The sequence below is a fragment of the Phytohabitans maris genome (genome assembly GCF_031085175.1).
GTDB classification, from domain to species: Bacteria; Actinomycetota; Actinomycetes; order Mycobacteriales; family Micromonosporaceae; genus Phytohabitans; species Phytohabitans maris.
Genome location: NZ_JAVHUY010000007.1, coordinates 120,592 through 139,611, shown reverse-complemented (window position 1 = coordinate 139,611; position 19,020 = coordinate 120,592). Strand labels below are relative to the sequence as shown.

At 72.1% G+C, this 19,020-nt stretch carries 18 protein-coding genes; 13 read left to right on the top strand and 5 right to left on the bottom strand.

Annotated features, from left to right (window positions below):
- The first annotated feature begins 27 nt into the window (after positions 1-27).
- Complete coding sequence (gene ctaD, locus RB614_RS09460; RefSeq protein ID WP_308712014.1) at positions 28-1,785, top strand: aa3-type cytochrome oxidase subunit I; 1,758 nt, start codon at positions 28-30, stop codon at positions 1,783-1,785.
- 648 nt (positions 1,786-2,433) lie between these two features.
- Here the strand turns inward: ctaD and RB614_RS09455 are convergent.
- Genes RB614_RS09455 through RB614_RS09445 form a run of 3 tightly spaced genes read right to left on the bottom strand, consistent with a single transcriptional unit; the run spans position 2,434 to position 6,941 of the window.
- The gene (locus RB614_RS09455; RefSeq protein ID WP_308712013.1) at positions 2,434-2,988 is read right to left on the bottom strand and encodes an isochorismatase family protein; all 555 of its coding nucleotides are present in this window, start codon (positions 2,986-2,988) and stop codon (positions 2,434-2,436) included.
- Positions 2,989-3,001: 13 nt separating this feature from the next.
- Positions 3,002-4,276, bottom strand: a complete 1,275-nt coding sequence (locus RB614_RS09450) for a nicotinate phosphoribosyltransferase (protein WP_308712012.1) — start codon at positions 4,274-4,276, stop codon at positions 3,002-3,004.
- A 10-nt stretch (positions 4,277-4,286) separates the two neighbouring features.
- Positions 4,287-6,941: a helix-turn-helix transcriptional regulator gene (locus tag RB614_RS09445; protein ID WP_308712011.1), complete on the bottom strand. Its 2,655-nt coding sequence runs from the start codon at positions 6,939-6,941 to the stop codon at positions 4,287-4,289.
- Between the two features lie 221 nt (positions 6,942-7,162).
- Here RB614_RS09445 and RB614_RS09440 point away from each other — a divergent pair, with 221 nt between their 5' ends.
- From RB614_RS09440 to RB614_RS09430, 3 genes are all read left to right on the top strand, one after another.
- The gene (locus RB614_RS09440; protein ID WP_308712010.1) at positions 7,163-8,524 is read left to right on the top strand and encodes a hypothetical protein; all 1,362 of its coding nucleotides are present in this window, start codon (positions 7,163-7,165) and stop codon (positions 8,522-8,524) included.
- Positions 8,525-8,626: 102 nt separating this feature from the next.
- Positions 8,627-8,917, top strand: a complete 291-nt coding sequence (gene clpS / locus RB614_RS09435; protein WP_308712009.1) for an ATP-dependent Clp protease adapter ClpS — start codon at positions 8,627-8,629, stop codon at positions 8,915-8,917.
- A gap of 76 nt (positions 8,918-8,993) precedes the next feature.
- Positions 8,994-9,488 (top strand): DUF2017 domain-containing protein, encoded by a 495-nt coding sequence (locus RB614_RS09430; RefSeq protein WP_308712127.1) that lies wholly within the window; start codon positions 8,994-8,996, stop codon positions 9,486-9,488.
- A gap of 64 nt (positions 9,489-9,552) precedes the next feature.
- Here RB614_RS09430 and RB614_RS09425 read toward each other — a convergent pair whose 3' ends face one another.
- Positions 9,553-10,407 carry an aldo/keto reductase gene (locus tag RB614_RS09425; protein WP_308712008.1) on the bottom strand — a complete coding sequence of 285 codons (855 nt, stop codon included), beginning with the start codon at positions 10,405-10,407 and terminating at the stop codon, positions 9,553-9,555.
- Between the two features lie 78 nt (positions 10,408-10,485).
- Here RB614_RS09425 and RB614_RS09420 point away from each other — a divergent pair, with 78 nt between their 5' ends.
- Genes RB614_RS09420 through RB614_RS09405 form a run of 4 tightly spaced genes read left to right on the top strand, consistent with a single transcriptional unit; the run spans position 10,486 to position 13,227 of the window.
- Positions 10,486-11,361, top strand: coding sequence for a LysR family transcriptional regulator (locus RB614_RS09420; protein WP_308712007.1), 876 nt, complete (start codon positions 10,486-10,488; stop codon positions 11,359-11,361).
- Positions 11,362-11,390: 29 nt separating this feature from the next.
- A complete protein-coding gene (locus tag RB614_RS09415; protein WP_308712006.1) occupies positions 11,391-11,879 on the top strand; it encodes a M67 family metallopeptidase in 489 nt (162 codons plus the stop codon).
- Positions 11,880-11,930: 51 nt separating this feature from the next.
- A complete protein-coding gene (locus tag RB614_RS09410) occupies positions 11,931-12,251 on the top strand; it encodes a MoaD family protein (protein WP_308712005.1) in 321 nt (106 codons plus the stop codon).
- A gap of 10 nt (positions 12,252-12,261) precedes the next feature.
- Positions 12,262-13,227: a PLP-dependent cysteine synthase family protein gene (locus RB614_RS09405; RefSeq protein WP_308712004.1), complete on the top strand. Its 966-nt coding sequence runs from the start codon at positions 12,262-12,264 to the stop codon at positions 13,225-13,227.
- A 216-nt stretch (positions 13,228-13,443) separates the two neighbouring features.
- On the opposite strand, the gene RB614_RS09400 is transcribed toward RB614_RS09405, so the two are convergent.
- Positions 13,444-13,866 carry a hypothetical protein gene (locus tag RB614_RS09400; protein ID WP_308712003.1) on the bottom strand — a complete coding sequence of 141 codons (423 nt, stop codon included), beginning with the start codon at positions 13,864-13,866 and terminating at the stop codon, positions 13,444-13,446.
- Positions 13,867-14,132: 266 nt separating this feature from the next.
- Here RB614_RS09400 and RB614_RS09395 point away from each other — a divergent pair, with 266 nt between their 5' ends.
- From RB614_RS09395 to rph, 5 genes are all read left to right on the top strand, one after another.
- Complete coding sequence (locus RB614_RS09395) at positions 14,133-14,879, top strand: MBL fold metallo-hydrolase (RefSeq protein WP_308712002.1); 747 nt, start codon at positions 14,133-14,135, stop codon at positions 14,877-14,879.
- A gap of 74 nt (positions 14,880-14,953) precedes the next feature.
- Positions 14,954-16,096 (top strand): glycosyltransferase family 4 protein, encoded by a 1,143-nt coding sequence (locus tag RB614_RS09390; protein WP_308712001.1) that lies wholly within the window; start codon positions 14,954-14,956, stop codon positions 16,094-16,096.
- Positions 16,093-17,241 (top strand): glycosyltransferase, encoded by a 1,149-nt coding sequence (locus RB614_RS09385; protein ID WP_308712000.1) that lies wholly within the window; start codon positions 16,093-16,095, stop codon positions 17,239-17,241. The genes RB614_RS09390 and RB614_RS09385 overlap by 4 nt, the downstream gene beginning before the upstream one ends.
- A complete protein-coding gene (locus tag RB614_RS09380; RefSeq protein ID WP_308711999.1) occupies positions 17,235-18,098 on the top strand; it encodes an SGNH/GDSL hydrolase family protein in 864 nt (287 codons plus the stop codon). Before RB614_RS09385 ends, RB614_RS09380 begins: the two co-directional genes overlap by 7 nt.
- Before the next feature lie 183 nt (positions 18,099-18,281).
- Entirely contained in the window at positions 18,282-19,007 is a 726-nt protein-coding gene (rph, locus tag RB614_RS09375) for a ribonuclease PH (protein ID WP_308711998.1), read from the top strand.
- The last annotated feature ends 13 nt before the right edge of the window (positions 19,008-19,020 follow it).

Here is a 19,020-nt window from a genome sequence, read left to right as displayed (position 1 = left end):
GAGCCAGCACACATCCGGAGGCCCTGCGTGACCACCGTCGCACCGAAGCCGATCGTGACGCGGCCGTGGCCGGTCCGGGAGCCGGTCAAGGGTTCCGCGTTCGCTCGCATCCTCCGCACCACGGACGCGAAGCAGATCGGGATCATGTACATGGTCACGTCCTTCGTGTTCTTCATGATCGGCGGCCTGATGGCGCTGATCATGCGCGCCGAGCTGGCCCGGCCGGGCATGCAGTTCCTCTCGCCCGAGCAGTACAACCAGCTGTTCACGATGCACGGCACGATCATGCTGCTGTTCTTCGCGACGCCGATCGTGTTCGCGTTCGCCAACTTCGTCGTGCCGATCCAGATCGGCGCGCCGGACGTGTCGTTCCCGCGGCTCAACTCCTTCGCCTACTGGCTGTACGCGTTCGGTGGCACGCTCGCCATCGCCGGCTTCGTCACGCCGGGTGGCGCCGCCGACTTCGGCTGGTTCGCGTACGCCCCGCTCAACGACGCGGTCAACTCGCCCGGCGTGGGCGCCAACATGTGGATCGTGGGCCTGGCCATCTCCGGTCTGGGCACGATCCTCGGCGGCGTCAACATGATCACGACCATCCTCACGCTGCGCGCGCCCGGTATGACGATGTTCCGGATGCCGATCTTCACGTGGTCGATCCTGATCACCGCGCTGCTCGCGATCCTGATCTTCCCGCTGCTGGCCGCCGCGCTCTTCGCGCTCGCCGCCGACCGCATCCTCGGCGCACACGTGTACGACGCGGCCACCGGCGGCCCGCTGCTGTGGCAGCACCTGTTCTGGTTCTTCGGGCACCCCGAGGTGTACATCGTCGCGCTGCCGTTCTTCGGCATCATCAGCGAGGTCGTGCCGGTCTTCAGCCGCAAGCCGCTCTTCGGCTACAAGGGCATGGTCGGCGCGATGATCGCCATCGCGGCGTTGTCGATGAGCGTGTGGGCGCACCACATGTTCGCCACCGGCCAGGTGCTGCTGCCGTTCTTCAGCTTCCTGAGCTTCCTGATCGCCGTGCCGACCGGCATGAAGTTCTTCAACTGGATCGGCACCATGTGGCGCGGCCAGCTGACGTTCGAGTCGCCGATGCTGTTCGCGATCGGCTTCCTGGTGACGTTCCTCTTCGGCGGCCTCTCCGGGGTGCTGCTGGCCAGCCCGCCGGTCGACTTCCACGTCTCCGACTCGTACTTCGTGGTGGCCCACTTCCACTACGTGCTCTTCGGCACGATCGTCTTCGCCGTGTACGCGGGCGTGTACTTCTGGTTCCCGAAGATGACCGGCCGGATGCTCGACGAGCGGCTCGGAAAGATCCACTTCTGGCTGACGTTCATCGGGTTTCACACCACGTTCCTGGTGCAGCACTGGCTCGGCAACGAGGGCTTCCCGCGCCGGTACGCCGACTACCTGCCGGACGACGGCTTCACCACGCTCAACACGATCTCCACGATCGGGTCGTTCGTGCTGGGCGCCTCGACGCTGCCGTTCCTCTACAACGTGTGGAAGTCGTACAAGGCCGGCCCGGTGGTCGAGGTGGACGACCCGTGGGGCCACGGCAACTCGCTGGAGTGGGCCACGTCCTCGCCGCCCCCGCTGCGCAACTTCGACCGGATGCCGCGGATCCGCTCCGAGCGGCCCGCGTTCGACCTCAAGTTCCCGCACCTCGCGGCCGGCTCCCGCCAGGTGGCCGCCCCGCCGGAGGGTGGCGCCAAGCCGCTGACCAGCGAGTCCCGCGGCGGCGCCTCGTACCACGAGGACACCGCGAGCGAGCTCGACCGCTAGCGGGCGTGGAGTTCCCCGGCCTCCGCTGCCGGGTCCGCGCGAGGCCGGTGCCGCTGGATCCGGGCGTCCGTGCGCGGAGCTCTCGAGCTGCCCGCACAGACGGGGCACCCCCGACCGTCTCCGGACCGCTCCGCTGGCTTGGTGGGCCGTCGTGCGGTGGGCGAAGTCCCCGACATTGCCCACTGTGCGTCGCGGCGCGGGGATTGCGTCGCGTTGTGGGCCGCGGAGGGGTGAGGCCGCGGGAGCAACGGTCTGGGTCGATCCCGCTCACCGTCATTTGATCAAGGCCGGTGGGCGGGGCACCTGCCGTCCGCGGTCACCAGCCCGTCCGCCGGCCCGGGGCCGGCGAACGATCAAGGACACGACCACCGAGGCGTGCATCCGCATGGACGGCGACCGGGGTGGCCAAGCCGTCCGTCCTGGTCCAAGCCGCTGCTCCCGCGCTCCGCGGTCGCACAACCCCGGCCCGTCAGGCTGCCGTTCCCATGATCGGTGCTCGGAGACCAGCCCAAGGCAGAGATCGTGGTATGAAGGTGCCCTTGGATAGGCACCGAAATACCACGATCCGCCAGCGTTGGCGCCGATCAAGGGCCGGTCCGCCCGTTGGGTGGGGCGCGGCGGCCGAACCGTGGGACGAACCGGCGCTGATCAGGGGGTCAGGGTGACGCCCGCGGCCTTCATCTCGCGCAGCGCGGCCTCCGTCGTCGCCGGCGCCACCCCGGCGGTCAGGTCGACCAGCACCGTGGTCTGGAAGCCCTCGCGGACCGCGTCCAGCGCGGTCGCCCGTACACAGTGGTCGGTGGCGATGCCGACCACGTCGACCTGGGTCACGTCGTGGGACCGGAGCCAGTCGGCGAGGCCCGTGCCCTCGTCGTCGTGGCCCTCGAAGCCGGAGTACGCCGCCGCGTGCTCGCCCTTGCGAAACACCGCCTCGATGCGGCCGGTGGCCAGGGCCGGGTGGAACTCGACGCCGGTCGTGCCGACCACGCAGTGGCGGGGCCAGGAGTCGACGTAGTCCGGCGAGTCGCTGAAGTGGGCGCCGGGATCGACGTGGTAGTCCTTCGTCGCCACGACGTGCTCCCACGGGCCGTTGGTCAAGGCGCCGGAGATGCCGGCCGCCACGGCGGCACCGCCGCTGACGGCCAGGGAGCCACCCTCGCAGAAGTCGTTCTGTACATCCACGATGATGAGCGCGCGGCTCATGCGAACACCCCTTCTAGGACGCGGAGATCATGGTGACCGGGATGGCCGGGTCACCGGCGGAGAGCTTGAGACCCTCCCAGGGTATGGAGATCAGGCACTGCCGCAGGTGTGCCCGCGACTCGGCCAGCGTGGGGAGGTCGGCGGGCTCGCCCGCGGTCAGGTAGGAGCGCTGGAGCGCGCGGTCACCCAGCTGCTGCTCGGGCGCTCCCTGGGATACCACGATCTCCTCGGTCGCGGTGCCGGTCGGCTTGTGGCGGCGGACGGCGGTCTTGCGCCCACCGACCGTGGCCTTGTTTTCCGAGCGCTTGACCACCGGCCGCCCGTCGACCTCGACGAGCTTGTACACCAGGCCGGCGGTCGGGGCACCGGAGCCGACGACGACGGCGGTGCCGGCGCCGTACATGTCGACCGGCTCGGCGGCGAGCGCGGCGATCGCGTACTCGTCGAGGTCACCGGAGACGATGATCTTCGTCTCCGTGGCACCGAGCGAGTTGAGCAGGTCGCGGGACTGCTGGGCGAGCACCGAGAGGTCGCCCGAGTCGAGGCGGACGGCGCGCAGCTCCGGGCCGGCGACCGCGATCGCGTTGCGGATGCCCTGGCTGATGTCGTACGTGTCGACGAGCAGCGTGGTGTCCTTGCCCAGCGCCGCCACCTGCGAGGCGAACGCGGCCGGCTCGTCGTCGTGCAGCAGCGTGAACGCGTGCGCGGCCGTGCCGGCGGTCGGGATGCCGTAGCGGAAGCCGGCCTCGAGGTTGGAGGTGTATTCGAACCCGGCCAGGTAGGCGGCCCGCGCGGCGGCGACCGCGGACTCCTCGTGGGTGCGGCGGGCGCCCATCTCGATAACGGCCCGGCCGCGGGCGGCGGTGACCATGCGGGCGGCGGCCGCGGCGATCGCGCTGTCGTGGTTGAGCACCGAGAGGGTCAGCGTCTCCAGCAGCACACACTCGGCGAACGTGCCGCTCACGGTCAGGATCGGGGAGCCGGGGAAGAAGAGCTCACCCTCCGCGTACCCCTCGATGTCGCCGGTGAAGCGGTAGGCCGACAGCCACGCGGCGGTCTCGTCGTCGACCACGCCGTGGCTGCGCAGGTGCTCGACCTCGGCTTCGCAGAAGCGGAAGTCGCGGACCAGGTCGACCAGCCGCGCGGTGCCGGCGACCACGCCGTAGCGGCGGCCGGCGGGCAGGCGGCGGGCGAAGACCTCGAAGACGCACTGGCGGCTGGCGGTGCCGTCCTTGAGCGCGGCGCTGAGCATCGTCAGCTCGTAGTGGTCGGTCAGGAGCGCGGTCACGCCCCACAGCCTATTGTTCGGGCAGGGCCCGTAGGGCGTGAGCAAGCTCGCTCCGATTGGTGACGCCGAGCTTGCCGTACACCCGTTGGAGATGGTTTTCGATCGTGCGGGTGGAGAGGAAGAGCTGGTCGGCGATCTGCTTGCTGGCCACACCGGCCGCCGCCAGGCGGGCGATCTGCCGCTCCCGCTCGGTGAGCGCCGGGCGGGCCGCTCGCAGCGCGGGCGTGCGTAGGGCGTCGCAGCGGGCGAGCAGGTCGCCGAGGCGGGCGCTCGCCTCGGAGCGCTCGGCGCCGGTCGTGGCCCGCAGCCGGACCACCGCCATCGCGGCCGCGTCGGCGGCGAAGAGCAGCAGCCCCAGCTCGGCGAACGCGTCGGCGACCGCCAGCAGTTCGGCGCCGTCGCTCACGGCCGCCGCGTGCCGGGCCATCAGCGCGGTGAGCGGGCCGTCGACCACGCCGGCCAGCTCGGCGAGGCGGTCGGCGACGGTCTGTGCCTGGCTCGCGCCGGAGGGCCAGCCGATCGGCAGCGTGGCGCAGCCCAGCCGGACCAGGTCGTGCAGGATCAGTGCCTCGTGGGCCGCGAAGCCGTCGTCGCGCAGCCGCTCGACCAGCCTGACCAGCCCGGTGATCGCCTGCTCGACGTCGCCGCCGCAGGCCGCCACCCAGGCGCGGGCCTGCTCGCGCCACGGGTAGAGGATGGCCATGCCGGGGCGGTGGGTCTGGTCGGAGTCGGCCATCGCCGCCTTCGCCTCGTCGGCGTCGCCGATCAGGGCGGCGGCGTGCGCCCGCTCGGCGTGCGCGAGGCCGGCGAACACCCGGCTGCTGGCGAGCACCGCGCACGCCTGCAGGCTCCCCCGGAGGGCCTCGGCGGTGCGCCCGCGCAGGCGGGCCGACTGGGCGCGGACCACCGACAGGTAGCCGGAGCCGAGCCGGAAGTCGCCCGCGTCGGCCAGGTCGGCGAACTCGTCCGCCACGATCGCGTCGATCCCGGCCAGGTCGCCGGCGATCGTGAGGCGGGTGCCGCGGGCCAGTTCCAGGGCGAGCTGGAGGTAGGGCATCTCGGCCCGCCACAGCGGCGCGTCCGCCTGCACCTGGTCGGTCAGCCGGGCGCTCGTGGCGAGCTGGCCGCGGGCGGCGTGGGCGTGGGCGAGTACGCACTGGGCGAGCCCGTGGGCGGAGGGTGTCGCGGTGGGACTGTCCACGGTCGACTGCGCGAGCTGGCACGCCGCTGCCGTCTCCAGCCGGTGCAGCCGCATGATCGCCTCGAACGAGTGCACCCGGGCCCGCAGCCCCGGGTCGTCCACCGTGGCCGCGTCCTTGGCAATCTCGTCTACAGCGGACTCCCGCCCCAGCCCCCAGTACGACACCAGGCCGCGGACCACCAGCCACCGGCTGCGCCGCTGGTCGGAGTCGATCTCGCCGCGCACCGACTCGAGGACCGGGAGCGCCTCCTCGGACCGGTCCATGAACATCAGGATCGCGGCGAGCAGGTCGGCCGCGTCGAAGCCGCCGCCGATGTCGAGCGCCGCCCGCGCGAGGCGGGCGCCGAGATGCATGTTGAACCGGCCGAACGCCTGGGCGCCGGCCAGCAGCAGCATGACCGGGTCGGTGGCGGTGCCGGAGTCCAGCCGCCACTCCGCCACCCGCAGCAGGTCGTCGCGGCGGCGGGTGCCGGCCCCCTCGACCAGCGTGGCGAGGCGCGCCTTGAGCCGCATGGCCCGGGTGACCGGGCAGCGCTGGCGGACCACCTCCCCGTACAGCGGGTGGGCCAGCCGCACGTGGTGGCGGCGGTCGCTGGCCGCGACCCGGATCAGTCCCCGCTCCTCGGCGCTCTCCACCGGCGCCTCGCCGGCCGCCTCGATCAGCAGCGAGAGCCCGATCGGCTCGCCGAACGCGACCAGCTCGATCACCTCACGCACGTCGTCGCTGAGGTCGCCGATGCGGGCGTCGATCAGGTCGGTGAGGCGGGGTGCCAGGTCGAACTCGCCGGTCCAGCGCCACACCCCGTACGGCCGGGTGAGCTCGACGCTCGTCGACGCGGCGATCACCAGCTCGCGCAGCAGCAGCGGGTTGCCCGCCGAGAGGCGCCAGAGGCGGTCGGCCGAGCTGGTGTCGACCGGGCCGCCGAGCATCTCCACCAGCAGGGCGTGGGTGTCGGCGGCGGAGAGCGGGGCGAGCTCGTCGTGGTCGACCAGGTCGTCGGTCCACAGTGCACGCACCGGCAGCGGCACCTGCTCGCCGGTGCGCAGGGTGCCCAGCACGGTGGCGCGCGCGTCGCGGGCGACCAGGTAGACCAGCGCGGCCGAGGACGGGTCGAGCAGGTGCGCGTCGTCGATCGCGAGCACCATCGGGCGCCCGGCGGCCTGGCGGTGCAGCGCGTCGACGGCCCAGCGCAGCAGGCCGGCCGGCGAGACGCCGACCGGCTGGTCGCCGGGGAGCACCTGGGCCATGCCGCCGAAGGGCAGCCCGGCCACCGCGATGCTCGCCGTGGCCGTCCAGACCGCGTATCGCTCGGGAGCCAGGATGCTCACCGCCTCGCGCAGCAGGCGGGTCTTACCGATGCCGGCGGTGCCGCTCAGGATGAGGCCGCGGCGGTCGCCACTCGTGGCCGAAGCGACGATGCGGCCAAGCTCATCAGCCCGGCCGACGAATTGCCACGGGCCCACCCGCGGAGCATATAGAGCCGGCCAACGACGCGTGGACCACCAGATGTGCCAACTTGAGTAGCGGACCGGTCAGCGGTGAGTAGCGGCCGGGCTGCCGTATGCCGCCGCGGGCAAATACCGTTCCGGTGCGCGGACCGCGCGCTTCTCGCGTACGGGCCGCACGAGTCGTGGGCGAAGCGGAGCGCGAGTGTTCGGCCGCTCCTGGAAGGCGAGGCTGGCAGATGACGGCAGCAGTTGGCGCGGTGGGCTCGGTGGGGGTCGAGTCCGACGCCGGGGGACGGCGCGGGATCCGGCTCCGTGACGATCCGGTCGACCCCTTGCCGGACGAGCCGACGGCGGTGGTGGTGGCCGGGGGTGGCCGCGCCGCCCTCCTCGACGCGCTGCTCGGCAGCTCCGGACCCGCGCCGGACGTCCCGGCGAGCGCCTACCTGGTGGTGCAGCCCGGGCTGCGGGTGGCCGCCTGGGCGTACCTGCCGGGTGCCCGGCTGCCGCAGCCGTACGACCTGGCGGGACCCAGGTCGGGCGGCTTCGTGCGGCCGCCGCGGCGGCTGGAGCTGTCGTTGCCCGATCCGCTGCTACGGCACTTCACGCTGATCCGCGCGCCCGATATGTCCACACTGGACGTGGCCGGCAGCCGGATCCTGCTCGACGTGGTCCGCCGCGCCGGCGCCCTGGTCTACGCCGGAGACGGCGGGCAGGACCTGGTCGCCCGCGTCGCCGAGTCCGGGGCGGCGGTGTTTCGCGCGCTGCCCGGTGGAGCCGCCGGCGACCGGGCGTTCGACGCCGGTCCCGGCATGGCCGACATCGGTGGGCTGCGGCGTGCGCTGGTCGAGTGGGCGGGTGCGGAGGCGCTGGCCCGGGCCAGCGCAAACCCGCCGATGCTCCCCGGTGCGTACGGGACGGTCCGGGTCGCCGACGGCGCGCACGAGTCGGGGTGGGCCGAGCGGCTCGACCGGGCCTGCGTCGCGGCCGCGCGCACGGTGCGGCAGCGGCTCGCCATCGAGCTGGCCAACGTGCACCTGCGGGGCACCCAGGAGATCGTCTTCGGGGTCGGCTCGGCCGGCCTGCCCGACGTGCTCGACCGGGAGATGCACGCGGTGTCGCTGCGGGCCGTCGCCGAGTGCGACGCCGCCGTCGACCGCATCCTGGACGACGCGCTCACCCAGGTGCTCGGCGAGATCCCATCCGAGGGGGTACGCCGGCGCGTGGCGCTCGCCGTCCGCCACGAGGTCACCGGCGAGGGCGACGTCGCCAACCCGGCCCGGGTCCTGCTGGTCACCAGCACCGCCGGCGTCGCCACGATCGTGGGTACGGGGGCGGTCACCGCGCTGGCCGCGTACCGCGACGAGACCGACCGCGCGCTCCTGCCGCCGCTCGGCGTGGGGCTGTCCGGCGCCTGCTACCAGCACTGGGCCGCGCCCGACCGGGCCGACCAGGGGAACGCCCGCACCTGGCTGCAGCAGGCCGTGCGCGGCGTGGAGCTGGAGCTGCTCTCCGAGGTGTCGCGGCGGTTCGAGGCGGTACGGCACGCGCTCAACACCCTGCTGACCGACGCCGTCGATCACGGGATCCTGCTGGCCTGAGCGCGGTATCCGGCCGACTTGGGGCCGCCAAAACGCTCATTAGGCACAAAGCAGGACGTTGGCGTTCCTCGGTTCCGCGAAAGCGGTGGCACGATGGGGGGCATGGCGGCTCCACAGGTTGCGCCGGTCGAGACTCCGGACGTTGACGAGGTGCCGGTCGCGGACCGGGCATGGGTGACGATCGTGTGGGACGATCCGGTCAACCTGATGTCGTATGTCACCTGGGTCTTCCAGAAGCTGTTCGGCTACAGCAAGGACAAGGCCGAAAAGCTGATGCTGGACGTGCACCACAAGGGCAAGGCCGTGGTGTCCAGCGGCGCCCGGGAGCGGATGGAGCACGACGCCTCACAACTGCACGCGTACGGCTTGTGGGCCACGGTCGACCAAGCCTGAAGGGCCAACTGGTTTCCGGCGCTGGTCCTCGTTTCGCGAGACGAGGACCAGCGCTGAGTGAGGGATATTCGTGAGCATGTTCCGCCGGCACGGAGAGCACTGTGTCGCCACGTTCGCCCCGGACGAGGTGCGCGTGCTGCGCAAGGTCGCCTCGGAGGTCGTGGGGCTGCTCAGCGAGGGCTTCGACCACGAGGACCCGGTGGTCGAGCGGCTCTTCCCCGACATCTATCCCGAGGACCCGCACAACTCGGCCGAGTTCCGGCGGTACACCGAGGGCGACCTCAAGACCAGCAAGATCGACCAGGCCGGCGCGATCCTGGCCGTGCTCCCCTCGGACGGGGGCGGCGAGGTGCGGCTCGACTGGGACACCGCCGAGGCCTGGCTGCGCGCCCTCAACGACGCGCGGCTCGCGATGGGCGTGCGGCTGGAGATCAAGGCCGACACCGACCTGGGCGAGGAGCTGGACGAGGCCGTGCTGCGCGACCCGACCTCGTCCCGCGTCTTCCAGCTCTCCGTCTACGCCTACCTCGGCTACCTGCAGGAGTCTCTGCTCAACGCCCTCACCGACTAGCCCCGTCCGTGATCGAAGCTCCCTCCACGTCGTTCTAGCGACATGAAGGGAGCCTTGATCACGGTCAGCCGAGGAGGGCCAGCTCCTCGCCGGTCAGCCGCAGGTCGACGGCGGCCACCGAGTCCCGGATGCTCTCCGGGCGGCTGGCGCCGGGGATCGGGACGACCACCGGTGACTTCGCCAGCATCCAGGCCAGGCAGACGCGCTGCGGGCTGACCCCGCGCGCCTCGGCCACCTCGGCGAACGGGGCGAACCGGCTGCCCAGCTCGCCGGCCTGCGCGATGCCGCCCAGCGGCGACCAGGGCAGGAACGCGATGCCGAGCTCGTGGCAGAGCTCCAGCTCCGGCTCGGAGCCGCGGAAGGCGGGGGAGAACTGGTTCTGCACGGAGACCAGCCGGCCGCCGAGGATCTCCTGGGCGAGCCGGATCTGCTCCGGGTTGGCGTTCGAGATGCCGGCCATCCGGATCTTGCCGGCGTCCAGCAGGTCGCGGATGGCGCCGACCGAGTCCTCGTACGGGGTGCGCGGGTCGGGGCGGTGAAACTGGTACAGCCCGATCGCGTCGACGCCCAGCCGCTTGAGCGACGCCTCGCACGCCTCGCGCAGGTAGCTCGGCGAGCCGTTGAGCGTCCAGCTGCCGTCGCCGGGACGGAGGTGCCCGCCCTTCGTGGCGACCAGCACGCCCGAGGTGTCCCCGCCGTAGCTGGCCAGCGCCTGGGCGATCAGCGTCTCGTTGTGGCCGTCGTCGTTGGCGTACAGGTGGTAGGCGTCCGCGGTGTCGATCAGCGTCACGCCGGCGTCGAGCGCGGCGTGGATCGTACGGACGGAACGCTCCTCGTCGGGCCGCCCCTCGATAGACATCGGCATGCCGCCGAGCCCGATCGCGCTTACCTCGACATCTCCGATACGGCGATACTCCATGGCAACCACCCTGGCCCGCCTCGCGCGCGCGATCCAACAGAAGAAACTGCTGAGATTGAGCGCATAGACTGCTCAATCGTGGAGCTGCGCCATCTCGAATACTTCGTCGCCGTCGCCGAGGAGCAGCACTTCACCCGGGCGGCGGAGCGGATGCGGGTGGCCCAGTCCGGGCTCTCCGCGTCGATCCGCTCGCTGGAGCGGGAGCTGGGCGCGCCGCTGTTCGTCCGGTCCACCCGGCGGGTCGAGCTGACCGAGGCGGGCCGGGCGCTGCTCGCCGAGGCGCGGCGCACGCTCGCCAGCGCCGACGCGGCCCGGCAGGCGGTCGCCGCGGTCAAGGGGTTGCTGCGCGGCACGCTCGCGGTCGGCGCCGAGCAGTGCCTGGGCGTGGTCGACGTGGCCCGGCTGCTCGCCGACTTCCGCGACCGCCACCCCAACGTCGAGATCCTGCTGCGCCAGGGCGCCTCCGGCGATCTCTGCACCGAACTGCAGGCCGGGCGCCTCGACATGGCGTTCGTCGCCGGCGACGGCAAGCCCCCGCTCGACCTGATCCCGCTCGCGGCCGAGCCGATGATGGTGGTCTGCCACCCGGCGCACCGCTTCGCCGACAGCGCGGCGGTCGACTGGGACGAGCTGGAAAAGGAGATCTTCGTCGACTTCCACCGCGGCTTCGGGGCCCGCGAGGTGACCGAGGAGGAGTGCGCGGAGCGGCGGCTCTCCCGGCGGGTGGCGGTGGAGGTCAACGACGTGCACAGCCTGCTCGACTTCGTCGGTGCCGGGCTGGGCGTGGCCGTCGTGCCCCGGCCGATCGCGTACAAACGCCCCAACCAGGTGCGCGCGGTGCCGCTGACCGGCCCCTCGGCGTACACGTGGCGGGTCTGGGTGGCACTGCCCGCCGGCCGCCCGGCCAGCCCGCCCGCGGCGGCGCTGTTGCGCCAAGCACAACTCACCGAGTGACCACCGTGGCACAGGGTAGGCTGTTGGGCGTGCTGACCATCGATCGGGCGATCGTCGACGCGATCCTCGCCCACGCTCGCCGGGACCACCCGGACGAGGCGTGTGGCGTCGTCGCGGGCCCGGTGGGCAGCGACACGCCGGTCCGGCACATCCCGATGCAAAACGCGGCCCGCTCGATGACCTTCTACGAGTTCGACTCGATGGAGTACCTGAAGGTGTGGCGGGAGATGGACGACCGTGACGAGGAAGCGGTGGTCATCTACCACTCGCACACCGCCACGGAGGCATACCCGTCCCGCAGCGACGCGTCGATCGCCGGCTGGCCCGAGGCGCACTACCTGCTGGTCTCCACCCGCGATCCGGCGGTCGAGGAGATCCGTTCATTCCGCATCGTGGACGGTGCCGTAACCGAGGAGCCCGTCCGGATCGTTGATGCGACCGTGGATCCGCACGCCGTGCAGACGTACATGTTCGGGCAGAGCCCGGCGACGGTCGACTACGAGTGTTCCGGCCGCTGAGCACTCGCGCCGTCCGCCCGTTGTCGATCTTTCTCCGAGGAGTTTTCCGCCATGGCCATCGAGGTTCGCATCCCCACCATCCTGCGCAGCTACACCGGCGGCGCCAAGGTCGTCGAGGGCAGTGGAGACACGCTCAGCGATCTCCTGTCCGACCTTGACGCGCGCCACTCCGGCCTGCGCGGCCGGCTCGTTACCGAAGAGGGTGGCCTGCACCGCTTCGTCAACGTGTACGTCAACGACGAGGACGTCCGCTTCCTCGGCGCCCTCGACACCAAGCTCTCCGACGGCGACACCGTGACGATCCTGCCGGCTGTGGCTGGCGGGGCGTTCGGGTTCGCGGCCGCCGCGGCGATGCTCGGCAACCCCCTCTAGGGGCGGCGCCATGGCGCGATACGACAGCCTGCTGGACGCCTGCGGTGGCACGCCGCTGGTCGGCCTGCCCCGGCTGTCACCGGTGGTGCCTCCGGGGGCACCACCGGTGCGCCTGTGGGCCAAGCTCGAAGACCGCAACCCGACCGGCTCGGTCAAGGACCGGGCGGCGCTGTTCATGGTGCGCGCCGCCGAGGAGTCCGGCGGGCTGCGCCCAGGCGACACGATCCTCGAGCCGACGAGCGGCAACACCGGCATCTCGCTGGCCATGGTGGCCAAGCTGCGGGGGTACCGGCTGGTCTGCGTGATGCCGGAAAACGTCTCGACCGAGCGGGTGCAGCTGCTCCGCATGTACGGCGCTGAGATCATCTTCTCGCCGGCGGCGGGCGGCTCCAACCAGGCGGTGGCGACGGCCAAGCAGATCGCGGCCGAGCACCCCGACTGGGTCATGCTCTTCCAGTACGGCAACGAGGCCAACGCCCGCGCCCACTACGAGACCACCGGTCCGGAGCTGCTGCGCGACCTGCCGTCGATCACCCACTTCGTGGCCGGGCTGGGCACCACCGGCACGCTGATGGGCACCGGTCGGTACCTGCGGGAAAAGGTCGACACGATCGACATCGTGGCGGCCGAGCCCCGGTACGGCGAGCTGGTCTACGGCCTGCGCAACATCGACGAGGGCTACGTCCCCGAGCTGTACGACGCGACCGTGCTCACCCGCCGTTTCTCGGTCGGCACCCGCGACGCGGTGCTCCGCACCCGGCAGCTCGTCGAGGTCGAGGGCCTCTTCGTCGGCTTCTCCACCGGAGCGGTGCTGCACGCCGCCCTGGCGATGGCCCACGAGGCGGTCAAGGCCGGCCGGCGCGCGGACGTGGCGTTCGTCGTCGCCGACGGCGGCTGGAAGTATCTGTCGACCGGCGCGTACGGCGGCACCCTCGCGGACGCCGAAGAAGCCCTCGAAGGCCAGCTCTGGGCCTAAGCCTCGCCAGGCCCGCAGGGCCGCCAGCGTCGTGGCGAGCACCAGCGGTACCCCAGATACCTTATGGGGGCGCCATAACGTACTTCCGGTACCGCTGGTGCTCATCCCGGCGGCTGACCGCGCTATGACCCGGGCCGCACCGTTCGGGGATGGACCACCCTGGCCGGCACTCGCGTCAGTGCCGGCCCGGGCGGTAGAACCTGGGCATCGCGCTCGCTAGATCGCGCGTACCGTAAGCACGATCGAAGCGACCAGAGGGATCGTGGCGAGGGCCAGCATGATCCAGGGGAGGCGGCGGCGCTGGATGGACATGAACGCGCCCACCGTCAGCCCGATCCCGACCAGGCCGATGGCGATGAACGACGGCTCGTACCAGGTGGGTGGGTTGCCCCGCCACAGGGCCAGCAGTGCCCGCGTCGCCACGAGCAGGCCCACCAGGCCGAGGGCGGTCGCCCAGGCGCACATCGCGACGAGCTTGCCGCTCGGTGGCGAGGGGTCGGCGGAGCCGGGTAGGCGAAAAGCCCGGGACGTCCCGGGCTGGGTCGAGTCGGGCTCCGGCCGGGGTTCGCGCTGGATGCGCAGGCCGAGGCCCTCGACAAAAGAACGTTCCGGGTTCGACTCGTCAGCCTCGGTCGACACGTGGTTACCGTCCTGTCGCGGGTTGGGGATGCGGGCTCACCGTGTGCAACGGGGCCGTATCACTCCGCGTAACGGCGACAGTGGAGGACCACACGAATCCCACGATCCTCACGCCCAATGTCACCTTGGCGACATGTTGTATCAGTTCTTTCTGTCGCGCCCTGGTCACGGCGTAGGCTGCGCACCGTGACTGACTCGACGGTAAGGATCTTCGGGCCAACCGCCGAGGGCCTCTCGATAGCCGAGCGTGAAGCCGGGACCGCAGGATGCGACTGACGGTGCTTGGCTGCGCCGGCAGTTTCCCGGGCCCGGAGTCCGCCTGCTCGGCATACCTCGTCGAAGAGGACGACTTCCGGCTCCTGATCGACTTCGGGTCTGGCTCGCTCACCGCCCTCCAGCGGTACGCCGGGCTGCACGCCATCGACGCCATCCTCATCACCCACCTGCACTGCGACCACATGCTCGACGCCTGCACGTACGTGGTGGTGCGGCGCTACGACCCGTCCGGCCCGCTGCCGCCGATCCCGGTGTACGCCCCGGCCGGCGCGCCGGACCGGATCGCCGCCGCGTACAGCCAGGAGGAGGGGCCGGTCGACGACGTGTACACGTTCTACGGCCTGCAGCCGGGCACGTTTCCGATCGGGCCCTTCACGGTCACCGTCGACCGGGTCAACCACCCCGTCGAGACGTACGGAGTGCGACTGGAGTCGAAGGGGCGGGTGCTCGCGTACTCGTCCGACACGGCCCCGTGCGAGGCACTCCTGCGGCTCGCCCTCGGCGCCGACCTGTTTCTCTGTGAAGCGAGCTACCTCGATGGCATGGACAATCCGCCGGACCTGCACCTGACCGGTCGGGAGGCCGGTGAGGTCGCCACCAAGGCCGGGGTTGGCCAGCTATTACTGACGCATCTCGTTTCCGCCTGGGGCAGCGAGGCGGACACGTTCGACGCCGCGTCCGCCGCCTTCACCGGACCGCTGGAGATCGTCAGGCCTGGATCCCGGTACGACATCTGAAGTTTGCACCACTGTTCGCCGATGCGTCAGTTGGGTGTAGCCTGCCGCACCGGCGCGAACCTCACGGTGAGCGCATGCGTATCGCGATCATCGCGGAGTCGTTCCCCCCGGACGTCAACGGCGTCGCGCACTCCGTCGTCCGCATCGCTGAGCACCTGGTCAGGCGCGGTCACACCCCCCTGGTCATCGCTCCGGCCCCGTCATCGTCGACCCGGGGCCTCACCGGCGTGCATCCGTTTCCCGTGATCCGGGTACCGAGCATGCCGTTGCCGCGTTACCGCAGCCTCCGGCTGGGACTGCCCGGCCCCAAGCTCACCGAGGCGCTGGTCTCGCACGCCCCTGACATGGTCCACCTCGCCTGCCCGTTCCTGCTCGGCGCGCGCGGCGTCGCCCTCGCCCAGCAGCGGCGGATGCCCTGCCTCGCCGTGTACCAGACCGACGTGGCCGCCTACGCGCGCACGTACGTCGGCTGGGGCGAGGCCGCCGTCTGGAAGTGGATGCGCACGATCCACAACGGCGCCGACCGGACTCTCGCGCCGTCCACCCGATCCGCCGCCGACCTGGTCGCCCATGGGATCCAGCGGGTATGGCTGTGGCAGCGCGGCGTCGACACCGTCCGGTTCGACCCGGCCAAGCGCAACGATCTGGTACGCAAGGCGCTGGCCCCGAACGGCGAGGTGCTCGTCGGGTACGTGGGCCGCCTCGCCGCCGAGAAACGGGTCGACCTGCTCGCCAAGACGTCCGAACTGCCCGGGGTACGCGTGGTGATCGTCGGCGACGGCCCGGCCCGGCGCGACCTGGAGAAGGCGCTGCCCACGGCGGTCTTCCTCGGCGCCCGGCACGGCGGGCAGCTGGCGCGGCTCTTCGCGAGCTTCGACATCTTCGCGCACACGGGGCCGCACGAGACGTTCGGCCAGACCATCCAGGAGGCGCTCGCCAGCGGCCTCCCGGTGGTCGCGCCGTCCGCGGGCGGTCCGCTCGACCTGGTCACGCCCGGGGTGAACGGCACGCTGGTACCCCCCGAGGACGCGGACGCCCTCGCGGGCGCGGTCGCCGAACTCGCGACGGACGGTGAGCTGCGCCGCCAGTACGGCACCAACGCCCGCTCGGGCGTCGAGGGCCGCACCTGGAGCGCGGTCGGGGACGAGCTGATCGCTCACTACGAGTCGATCCTGGCCAGCCCCGGCGTCACCCGCCACGTCCGAGTCGCGGCATGAGGATCGTCCGGCTGGCGAACTTCGTCATGCCCCGTTCCGGTGGCCTCCGTACCGCACTCCGCTGCCTCGGTGAGGGCTACCTCGCCGCGGGTCACGAGCCGGTGATGATCGTGCCCGGCCCCGAGATGTCCGACGAGATGACCCCGCACGGCCGGGTGATCACGCTGCCCGGACCGGAGGTGCCGGGCAGCGGCGGGTACCGCCTGCTGATCACCGGCCGGCGGCGGCTGACCAAGCTGCTCGACCGCTTGGAGCCCGACCACATCGAGGTCTCCGACCGCTCGACGCTGCGGTGGACCGGGCGGTGGGCCCGCGACCGCGGCGTGCCGTCGATGATGGTGTCGCACGAGAGCCTCGCCGGGCTGCTGACCGTCTGGGGTGTGCCGGAGTCGATCCGCGTGGGCTTCGCCGACCTGGCCAACAAGCGCACCGCCCGGGCGTACGACACGATCGTCTGCACCACCGCGTGGGCGGCCGCCGAGTTTCGCCGACTGGGCGTGGAAAACCTGGTCGAGGTGCCGCTCGGCGTCGACCTGGAGACGTTCCACCCGAGCCGGCGCGACCACGAGGTGCGGGCCCGGTACGCCGCCGACGACGAGGTGCTGCTCGTGCACTGCAGCCGCCTCTCCGGCGAAAAGCACCCGGAGATCGCGGTCGACACGGTGGCGGCGTTGCGGGCCGCCGGCGTACCCGCGGTGCTCGTGGTGGTCGGGGACGGGCCGCGGCGCGAGGCGCTCGAAAAGCGGGCCGCCGACCTGCCGGTGCGCTTCCTCGGTTTCGTGGCCGACCGAAACGACGTGGCCAACCTGCTCGCCTGCGCCGACGTGGTGGTGGCGCCCGGGCCGGTGGAGACGTTCGGCCTGGCGGCGCTGGAGTCCCTGGCCTGCGGCAGCCCGGTCGTGGTGAACGCCGCAAGCGCGCTCCCCGAGGTGGTCGGCCCGGCGGGCATCGGGGCCGACGGCACCGGCGCCGACTTCGCCGAGGCGGTACTCCGGCTGCTGGACCGCCCGGAGAGGCGGCGGCGGGCGGCGGCGCGGGCCCGGGCCGAGCAGTTCTCCTGGCCCGCCGCGGTGGAGGGCTTCCTGCGCGCGCACGGCGCGCCGGTGACGGCCGGGAGCACGGCCTCGGGGAGTTCGGTGTGTTGACCTTCGTCGCCCTCGGCGACTCCACGACCGCGGGCTTCGGCGACCCGATGCCCGACGGCAGCTGGCGCGGCTGGGCCGCTCTGCTCGCCGACGGTCTGGCACCGCCCGGGCAGGTCGCCTTCCACAACCTGGCCGCGAGCGGCGCGCTCTCCGCCGACGTGGCCCGCGACCAGCTACCGGCGGCCCTGGATCACAAGCCGGACGTCGCGGCCGTACTCGTGGGGGTCAACGACACGCTGCGGCGCGGCTTCGACGTGTCGGCGATCGGCAACGCGATGGACCACACGATCGGGTCGCTGCACCGCGCCGGCGCGCTCGTGCTCAGCGCCTGCTTCCCCGACCCGGGGCGGCTCTTCCGGCTGCCCGCGCCGCTGGCCCGCCCGCTGTCCCGGCGGATCGCCGCGGTCAACGCGGTCACCCACGCCGTCGCGGCCCGGGTGCCCGGCGTGCATCTCGACCTCAACCTGCTGCGCGACGCGTACGACCCTCGCATGTGGAGCGTCGACCGGCTGCACCCCGGCGAGCGCGGCCACCGCCTGCTGGCCGGCTCCTTCTACGACCTGCTCGCCGTCCGGGGCGGTCCGGCCCACCGGCGCCCCGATCCCGAGCCGGGCAACCCGCAGCCGACCCGCGCCGCCCGGGTCTGGTGGATGGCCACGCAGGGTAGCGCCTGGCTGTACCGGCGCTCGCGCGACCTGGTCCCGTCGCTGGCCCGCATGGCGATCGCCGAGTGGTGGTACGACCTGCGCGGCATCGCCAGCGACATGGACGAGGCGATCCAGAAGGAGATCAGCACGGCGGTCGCGATGTTTGCCGACGGGCATCAGGCCGGCGCGACCACCGGCAAGCCCAGCTGACCAGCCCGATCGGAAACGGCGTCGGTGGCAGTAGGCACGATCCGGGCAGTCGGCGCCCGCGGCTCCGGGGCCCCCGCGCAAGCGGTCTGCGGCCGGTGCGGACGGGGCAAAGAAACTGGAACGCCGTGAGCCACGCCCGGGGTGGCGGGAAGAGCGGTCGAAGGGGGCACATAAGGTGTGCGCATGGGACGACCGGACGGGCGCGCGCCCGACGAACTGCGGCCGGTGACGCTGACCCGCCGGTGGAGCATGCATCCTGAAGGCTCGGTCCTCGTGGAGTTCGGCGCGACGCGCGTGCTCTGCACGGCGAGCGTGACCGAGGGTGTGCCGCGCTGGCGCAAGGGCTCCGGGCTCGGCTGGGTCACGTCGGAGTACTCGATGCTGCCCCGCGCCACCACCACCCGCTCCGACCGGGAAAGCGTCAAGGGGCGGGTCGGCGGGCGCACCCACGAGATCTCCCGGCTGATCGGTCGCAGCCTCCGGGCCTGCATCGACCTCAAGGCGCTCGGCGAAAACTCGATCGTGCTCGACTGCGACGTGCTCCAGGCAGACGGCGGCACGCGCACGGCGGCGATCACCGGGGCGTACGTGGCGCTGCACGACGCGGTCACCTGGATGGCCAAGCGCGGGCTGCTGGCCGGCAAGCCGGCGGACGCGGTGCACCGTTCGGTCGCCGCGGTGAGCGTCGGCGTGATCGACGGCCAGCCGCGCCTCGACCTCTGCTACGACGAGGACGTGGCGGCCGAGGTCGACATGAACATCGTCTGTACCGGCGCGGGTGACTTCGTCGAGGTGCAGGGGACCGGCGAGTCCGGGGTGTTCGACCGGGCCCAGTTGGACGCGCTGCTCGACCTGGGCGTGGCCGGCTGCGCCCAGCTGGCCGACCTGCAGAAGGCGGCGCTCGCATGACCGGGCCGCTGCT